The 7,024-nt window shown below is 74.2% G+C and carries 8 protein-coding genes; 5 read left to right on the forward strand and 3 right to left on the reverse strand.

Annotation, left to right across the window (positions count from 1 at the left end):
* Positions 1-264 precede the first annotated feature (264 nt).
* The 4 genes from AB0J52_RS21365 to truB are packed head-to-tail and all read left to right on the forward strand — an operon-like array spanning position 265 to position 2,995.
* A complete protein-coding gene (locus tag AB0J52_RS21365) occupies positions 265-561 on the forward strand; it encodes a DUF503 domain-containing protein (RefSeq protein WP_500183478.1) in 297 nt (98 codons plus the stop codon).
* Positions 562-597: 36 nt separating this feature from the next.
* Positions 598-1,077: a 30S ribosome-binding factor RbfA gene (gene rbfA, locus AB0J52_RS21370; RefSeq protein WP_500183466.1), complete on the forward strand. Its 480-nt coding sequence runs from the start codon at positions 598-600 to the stop codon at positions 1,075-1,077.
* Positions 1,074-2,126 carry a DHH family phosphoesterase gene (locus AB0J52_RS21375; protein WP_500183468.1) on the forward strand — a complete coding sequence of 351 codons (1,053 nt, stop codon included), beginning with the start codon at positions 1,074-1,076 and terminating at the stop codon, positions 2,124-2,126. Before rbfA ends, AB0J52_RS21375 begins: the two co-directional genes overlap by 4 nt.
* The gene (gene truB, locus AB0J52_RS21380) at positions 2,123-2,995 is read left to right on the forward strand and encodes a tRNA pseudouridine(55) synthase TruB (RefSeq protein WP_500183469.1); all 873 of its coding nucleotides are present in this window, start codon (positions 2,123-2,125) and stop codon (positions 2,993-2,995) included. Before AB0J52_RS21375 ends, truB begins: the two co-directional genes overlap by 4 nt.
* Positions 2,996-3,173: 178 nt before the next feature.
* Here truB and AB0J52_RS21385 read toward each other — a convergent pair whose 3' ends face one another.
* The 3 genes from AB0J52_RS21385 to AB0J52_RS21395 are packed head-to-tail and all read right to left on the reverse strand — an operon-like array spanning position 3,174 to position 5,795.
* Complete coding sequence (locus tag AB0J52_RS21385; RefSeq protein ID WP_500183471.1) at positions 3,174-4,202, reverse strand: SCO family protein; 1,029 nt, start codon at positions 4,200-4,202, stop codon at positions 3,174-3,176.
* A gap of 40 nt (positions 4,203-4,242) precedes the next feature.
* Entirely contained in the window at positions 4,243-4,812 is a 570-nt protein-coding gene (locus AB0J52_RS21390) for a hypothetical protein (protein ID WP_500183472.1), read from the reverse strand.
* A 26-nt stretch (positions 4,813-4,838) separates the two neighbouring features.
* Complete coding sequence (locus AB0J52_RS21395; protein ID WP_500183474.1) at positions 4,839-5,795, reverse strand: endonuclease/exonuclease/phosphatase family protein; 957 nt, start codon at positions 5,793-5,795, stop codon at positions 4,839-4,841.
* Positions 5,796-5,960: 165 nt separating this feature from the next.
* Here AB0J52_RS21395 and AB0J52_RS21400 point away from each other — a divergent pair, with 165 nt between their 5' ends.
* The gene (locus AB0J52_RS21400; protein WP_500183476.1) at positions 5,961-6,920 is read left to right on the forward strand and encodes a bifunctional riboflavin kinase/FAD synthetase; all 960 of its coding nucleotides are present in this window, start codon (positions 5,961-5,963) and stop codon (positions 6,918-6,920) included.
* Positions 6,921-7,024: the final 104 nt, after the last annotated feature.

The raw sequence follows: 7,024 nt of genomic DNA on the forward strand, positions 1-7,024 counted from the left end.
CAGCGGCCGGCGAGGGTGTCCCACCGCACCGTCGCCACCGGCGGGGCTCCGCGCGGTCGGCCGTGCGCTCGCGCCGGTCGCGGCGGTTCCCGCCGTCCGGCCGGAGAAGTCACGAAAAAGCTGGTGAGAGCGTCAGGCTGATCAACTAGCCTGGCGCTCTCCTGCGCGGACGGCCGCCTTCGCCTCCCATGTTCGCGGTGCGCGATCGTGGGAACAGCCGATGTGGCCGCCGTCGTTCAAGGCTATGAAAACGGGGTGATCGTCCTGTACGTAGGCGCTTTGACGCTCGATCTGCTGCTCGGGGACGTGCGGTCGCTGAAGCAGAAGCGGGCGGTGGTCCGTCCGATCATCGCCGAGGTGCGCAAGCACTTCCCGGGGGTGGCGGTCGCCGAGACCGGCGGCAACGACCTGTACCGCCGGGCGGAGATCGGGGTGGCGGCGGTGTCCGGGACCGCCGAGAACTGCGCCCACGTACTGGAGCAGTGCGAACGGCTGGTGGCCGGTCGCCCCGAGATCGAGCTGCTGTCGGCCAGGCGGCGGCTCTTCAACGACGAGGACTAGGCGCCCCGCGGGGCGCCGTGGAAAGGGAGTGCGATCATGGTGGACGCAGCCCGGGCGCGTAAGCTCGCCGACCGCATCCAGCAGATCGTCGCCGAGATGCTGGAGCGGCGGATCAAGGACCCGCGGCTCGGATTCGTGACCGTGACCGACACCCGCATCACCAACGACCTGCGCGACGCGACCGTGTTCTACACGGTGTACGGCACGGAGGAGGAGCGGGCCGGGACCGCCGCCGCGCTGGAGAGCGCGAAGGGGGTCATCCGGTCGGAGGTCGGGCGGCAGACCGGCGTGCGGCACACGCCCAGCCTGACGTTCAAGCTCGACTCCCTGATGGAGAACGCCGCCCACATCGACGACCTGCTGGCCAAGGCGCGCCGGCAGGACGCCGAGGTCGCCGCCTCCGCGGCGACCGCGACGCACGCCGGTGACGCGAACCCCTACAAGGAGGACGCGGACGAGGACGGCGACGGGGACGACGACACCGGCGGCGACGGCGCCGCCCGAGCCTCCTCGTGAACGCCGGGGCCGGACTCGACTGGGACCGCGCCCTCGAGCTGATCGACACGGCCGGCGAGGTCGTGCTCGCGTGTCACATCGGGCCGGACGGCGACGCCCTCGGCTCGATGCTCGCGGTCGCGCAGGTGCTGCGGGGGCTCGGCAAGACCGTGGCGGCCTCGTTCGGCGAGCCGTTCACGGTCCCGGCGAGCCTGCGCTTCCTGCCCGGCATGGAGCTGCTGGCCGGTCCGGGCGAGCTGCCGCCGCGCCCCGCGCTGATGATCGCGCTGGACGCGGCGGGCCCGGACCGGCTGGGCTCGCTCGCCGCGACCGCCGCCCGCGCCGAGGCGCTGATCGTCCTTGACCACCACGCGTCCGGACGGTCCTTCGCCGCCGGCCGGACCGGCGAAACGGTGATGCTGGCCGACCCGGACGCCGCCGCCACGGCCGTCCTCGCCGACGAGCTGATCCGGCGGCTCGGCGTCCCGCTCACCCAGGACGTCGCGCAGGGCCTGTACGCGGGCCTCGCCAGCGACACCGGGTCGTTCAAGTACCCGTGCACCACCCCGCAGGTCCATGATCTGGCGCGCCGCCTGCTGGAGGCGGGCGTCCGGCCGGACAAGGTCAGCCGCGAGCTGTGGGACCGGGCCCCGTTCGGCTACCTCCAGGTGCTGTCGCAGGCGCTCGGCCGGGCCCGGCTGGAGCGTTCCGCCGCCGACGGGCAGGGCCTGGTCTGGACGACCGTCCAGCGCGGCGACCGGTCGGTCTGCGGCGTCACCTACGAGCAGCTCGAAGGGGTCATCGACCAGCTCCGCCGCACCGAGGAGGCCGAGGTCGCGGTGGTCTGCAAGCAGACCGACGCGGGCGACTGGTACGTCTCGACCCGTTCCAAGGGCGGCGTGGACGTGGGCCGGGCCTGCGCGCTGCTCGGCGGCGGCGGGCACCGCACGGCCGCCGCCTTCAACGCGGCGGGGGAACCCGCCGACATCATCGACCGGCTCCGCGCCGCGCTGCAGGCGGCCGGGGAGACCGAATCCCGCTTCACCACCGACTCGGAGCGCATCGCGTGACCACCTCTGGACTCGTCATCGTCGACAAGCCCGCCGACTGGACGTCGCACGACGTCGTCGGCAAGATGCGGCGGCTCGCCGGGACCCGCCGCGTCGGGCACGCGGGCACGCTCGACCCGATGGCGACGGGGGTGCTGGTCGTCGGGGTGGAGAAGGCGACCCGGCTGCTCGGCCACCTGGCGCTGACCGAGAAGCAGTACGACGCGACGATCCGGCTCGGGCAGACCACCAACACCGACGACGCGGAGGGCGAGATCACCGCTTCCGCGCCGGCCGGGCACGCCACCGACGCCATGATCATGGCGGGGATCGCGGCGCTGACCGGACCGATCAGCCAGGTCCCGCCGCAGGTCAGCGCGATCAAGGTGAACGGCGAGCGGGCCTACAAGATGGCCCGCAAGGGCGAGGAGGTCGAGCTCAAGGCGCGTCCGGTGACCGTGCACGCCTTCGAGGTGACCGGCATCCGCCGCGACGGCGACCTGATCGACGTGGACGCGTCGGTGACCTGCTCGTCCGGCACCTACATCCGGGCGCTGGCCCGCGACCTCGGCGCCGCGCTCGGCTGCGGCGGCCACCTGACCTACCTGCGGCGCACCCGCGTCGGCCCGTACGACCTCACCATGGCCCGCACGATCGACCAGCTCGCCGAGAAGGTGGAGATCCTGCCCATCGGTGACGCGGTCGCGGCGGCCTTCCCGCGCCGGGACGTGTCGGCCGACGAGGCCCGCACGGTGGCGCACGGCGGGCGGCTGCCCGCCGCCGGCCTCGGGCCGGGCCCCGTCGGGGTGTTCGCGCCCGACGGGACCCTCCTGGCGCTGGTCGAGGAGCAGGGCCGCGCGGCCAAGCCCCTCGCCGTCTTCGCCTCCTAGCCGTCCGTGTTCATTGCAGGCTCGGCCCACTTCGCTCGCCTGGCGGCTCGCTACGTGACCGTGCCTGGGCGAACGCGGCATCGCTCCGCGATCTGCCCGGTTGCGCTCGCCTTCGGCTTTGCTTCACCGGGCAGGTAACGCGTTCGCGCGCGTGGCTGAGGCCACTTCGCGGCTGGGACTAGCCGTTCACCGGGACGACCTTGGCCGTCACGGCCACGTCGCCTGCGTTCGCGAAGTGCAGGGTCAGCGGGACGTCCTGGCCGAGCCGCAGGTTCCGCGGCTTCATCAGCATCAGGTGCAGGCTGCCCTTGGCGAACTGGACGGTCCCCTTGCCGACGGGCACGGACGTGACCGGCTCCATCCTCATGCCGTTGCCGTCCATGGTCATCCGGTGCATCTCGACGCTCGCGGCGGCGGGGGAGTCGACGCCGGTCAGAGTGTCGGGGCGTCCGGTGTTGGTGATCGTGAGGTATCCGGCGGTGACGTCCGGCGAGGACGGCACCCGCACCTGCGCCCCGGTGACCTTGATCGACTCGGCCGCCTTCGCGGCCGGCGCCGCCGGGGGTGCGGCGGGGGCTGACAGCAGCGCCTTCAGGTCGTGCGCCATGTCGGCGCTGCCGAACTGGTAGGGGAACATGAGCCCGCCCGACCCATCCGGCCTGTAGACCATGACGTTGCTGCCGTGCTGGACGGCGTAGTTGCCCTTGGCGCCCGCGGGCGGCGGGCTGATCGGTGCCTTCGCGTCCGCCGCCGCCTTTTTGATCTCGGCGTACGGGCCGGTGAGCCCGACGAACGAGGGGTCGAACTTCCCGAGGAAGTCCTTCAGCACCTCGGGCTTGTCCCGCGCCGGGTCGGCGGTGACGAACAGCACGCGGACGCGGGCCTTCTCCGCCGGGGACAGCAGGCTCATCGCGCCCGCCGCGTCCGCCATGGTGGTCGGGCAGATGTCGGGGCAGTGCGTGTAGCCGAAGAACAGCATCGTGACCTTGCCCCTGGACTGCGCGGCGAGGTCGTAGGGACGGCCGTCCTGGTCGGTCAGCCGGACGTCCGGGATCTTGTAGGACGCGGGCAGCGGGGTGGACTTGTACGGGCCCTTGGTGGCGGCCTGCTCGGCCGCCGCCGGTGCGTCCGATCCGCCGCTGCCGCCGGAGCAGGCGGCCGCGCCGAGCAGGACGCCGGCCAGCCCGAGCGCAACGATTGCGCGCATGCGAGAACTCTCCACGTGAACTGGTGGGACGAAACAACGATCAGGCGGGGGAGAGCACCCGTGGTGGACCGCGCCGCGAGAGCGCGTGGCGGAGCGGAGCCGTCCGCGCGGGCAGGACGCGGGCCGCCGGACGGGCGTCCGGCCTGGCGGGCACGCGGACGTCCGGCAGGAGCGGCCGGGGCGGGTTCGCGGCGGCGGCGATCCGCCGTGCCAGCGACCACGCCGCCGCCTCGCCGCGCCGCAGCCACCACGCCGCGACCAGCGCGGCGAGGGTGTGGGCGAGCGTCATGACCGCGTCGCCGTGCGCGTGGCCGGTGTGCGGACGGCCGTGGTGGACGGTCCCGTCCGAGACCTGGACGAACAGCACGTGCAGCCCGAACTGCGCGCCCAGCAGCCCGCCGAAGATCGTCGGGTAGGACCGTTCCGTTCCGGCGAGCAGGGCCGCGACCCCGGCGACCAGCGGGAACCCGAGGGCGATCCCGGTCGCGGGCACGGCGGCGCCCGCCGAGTACGCGTGACCGGCGACGGTCAGCGTCAGGCAGACCGTCGCGAAGACCACCGCGCGGGCGGAGCGGGAGAGGAGCCGGGCAGGCAGGACGGAAGCGGACATCGGTGTCCTCATCGTCCCATGTCCGGTCACGACCCGACGCTGAAGTCCGCCTGGACGGCCCGGTGGTCGCTGCCGGGCGTGTGCAGCGTGGTCGCGGCCTCGGCCTTCACACCCCGGTACAGGACGTGGTCGGGGCGGGTGACCGGGAACGACGCCGGCCAGGTGAAGCCGAGCCCGGTCCCGGCCGTGAGCTGGGCCTCGCTGAGCATCGGCACCAGGCGGCCGAGCTCGCGGTCGGTGGTCGCGGTGTTGAGGTCGCCGAGGACCAGGAGCCGCTTCGACCCGTCCGCCCGGACGGCGGCGGCGAGCCGGTCCACGCTGACGTCCCGCTTGTGCGTCGCGCCCGGACGGGCCGACCCGGCGTGGGCCACGTAGACCGAGATCTCGCCGCGCGGGGTCTCGGCCCGCACCCGCAGCGCGCGCGGCCAGCCCAGCCCGAGATCGACGACCTGGCTTCCGCGCAGCGGGAACTTGCCCCACAGGGCGACGGTGCCGCGCCGGGCGGTGAAGGGGTACACCGCGTCCAGACGGCGGGTGTACGCGCCGTCGCGGAACTCCTGGATCGCGACCAGGTCGGCCCCCGTGCCGATCAGCCGCTCGACGGTGGCCTGCGCCTCCCCGTTGTCGGCGTACAGGTTCTGGCTGACCACGCGCAGGTCGTGGCGGGAGGCCGCCGTCCCGGGCAGGAACGCGACGCCGAACAGGGCCGCCCACACGACCGCCGGGACCAGCGCGACCACCAGGCCCGTCCAGGCCCGCCGGTAGGCCGCGACCGCGACGAGCAGCGGAACCGGCAGGCCGATCCAGGGCAGGGCGGTGTCGAGGAGCGTCCCGGCCGCGCCCGGGACCGTCCGGTGCCCGGCCAGCAGGGCCGCCAGCACCAGCGCGAGGAGGGCGACCACCGGGCCGCGCGGGCGCGTGCCGGACAGCGGAACCCCTCCGCCACGGGCGTTCCGCGCACTGCTCCGGCTCTGCACGCTCACGCCGGAAACGCTACCGGGCGTGATCTCGTGCCCCGGCCCCCACACGCCGTACCCCGGCGGACCGCGCACCCCGCCGTGCATGGCACCCTTGGGCGGGGACGCCGGTGGCAGGCGTCCGGTACGGCAGGCCCGCCGACGACGGGATCCGACGCAGGGGAGGGCAAGGTGCGGCGCTGGCACGGCCTCGACGAGGTCCCCGCCGACTGGGGACGGTCGGTGGTGACCATCGGCGTGTTCGACGGAGTGCACCGGGGGCACGCGCGCATCGTCCGCGCCGCGGCCGAGCGCGCCCGCGAGCACGGCCTGCGGTCGGTCGTGGTCACCTTCGAGCCGCACCCGGACGAGATCGTCCGGCCGGGCGGCCATCCGCCGCTGCTGACCACCACGCCCCGCCGGGTCGAACTGCTCGGGGAGCTCGGCGCGGACGCGGTCCTGGTGATCCCGTTCACGGCCGAGCGGTCCCGCGAGCCCGCCGACGAGTTCGTGCGCCGCGTCCTGGTGGACGGCCTGCGCGCCGAGCACGTCATGGTCGGCTCGGACTTCCGCTTCGGGCACCGCGCCCGCGGCGACGTCGCGCTGCTGACCGAGCTGGGCGACAAATACGACTTCACCGCCGAAGGGATCCCGCTGGTGGCCGACTCCGACGCAGGCACCGACACCATCACCTCCACCCGCGTCCGCGCCGAACTGGACGCCGGGGACGTCGAGGCGGCCGCGCGGGCGCTCGGCCGCCCGCACCGCGTCGAGGGCGTCGTCGTGCGCGGCCACCAGCGCGGCCGCGCGCTGGGCTTCCCGACCGCCAACCTGGAGACCCCGGCGCACTCGGCCATCCCCAAGGACGGCGTGTACGCGGGCTGGCTGGTCGCCGACACCGACCGCTTCCCGCGCTTCCGCTGGCCCGCCGCGATCTCCATCGGCACCAACCCCACCTTCGAGGGCGCCGAGCGGACGGTCGAGGCGTACGCCCTCGACCGGGACGACCTGGACCTCTACGGCGAGCACATGGCCGTCGACTTCCTGGCCCGCATCCGCGACACCCTGAAGTTCGACTCCGTCGAGGCCCTGATCGAGGAGATGCACCGCGACGTCTCCCGCGCCCGCGACCTCACCGCCGAGGCGTCCTGACGCGAAACGCCCGGCCCGCCCGCGTCCGGACCTTCCGGCGCTGAATCCGTGGCCGGCGGGCCCCTCGGGCGGCGGAATCCGCGCGCGGACGGGGTCCCGGCCCG

Origin of the sequence: Spirillospora sp. NPDC049652, from assembly GCF_040675125.1 — a bacterium.
In the GTDB taxonomy this organism is placed as follows: Bacteria; Actinomycetota; Actinomycetes; order Streptosporangiales; family Streptosporangiaceae; genus Spirillospora.

Excerpts from the sequence above, each read along its gene's own strand:
- rbfA (WP_500183466.1), top strand. The coding sequence starts at position 598 with ATGGTGGACGCAGCCCGGGCGCGTAAGCTCGCCGACCGCATCCAGCAG.
- AB0J52_RS21385 (WP_500183471.1), bottom strand. The coding sequence starts at position 4,202 with ATGCGCGCAATCGTTGCGCTCGGGCTGGCCGGCGTCCTGCTCGGCGCG.
- AB0J52_RS21390 (WP_500183472.1), bottom strand. The coding sequence starts at position 4,812 with ATGTCCGCTTCCGTCCTGCCTGCCCGGCTCCTCTCCCGCTCCGCCCGC.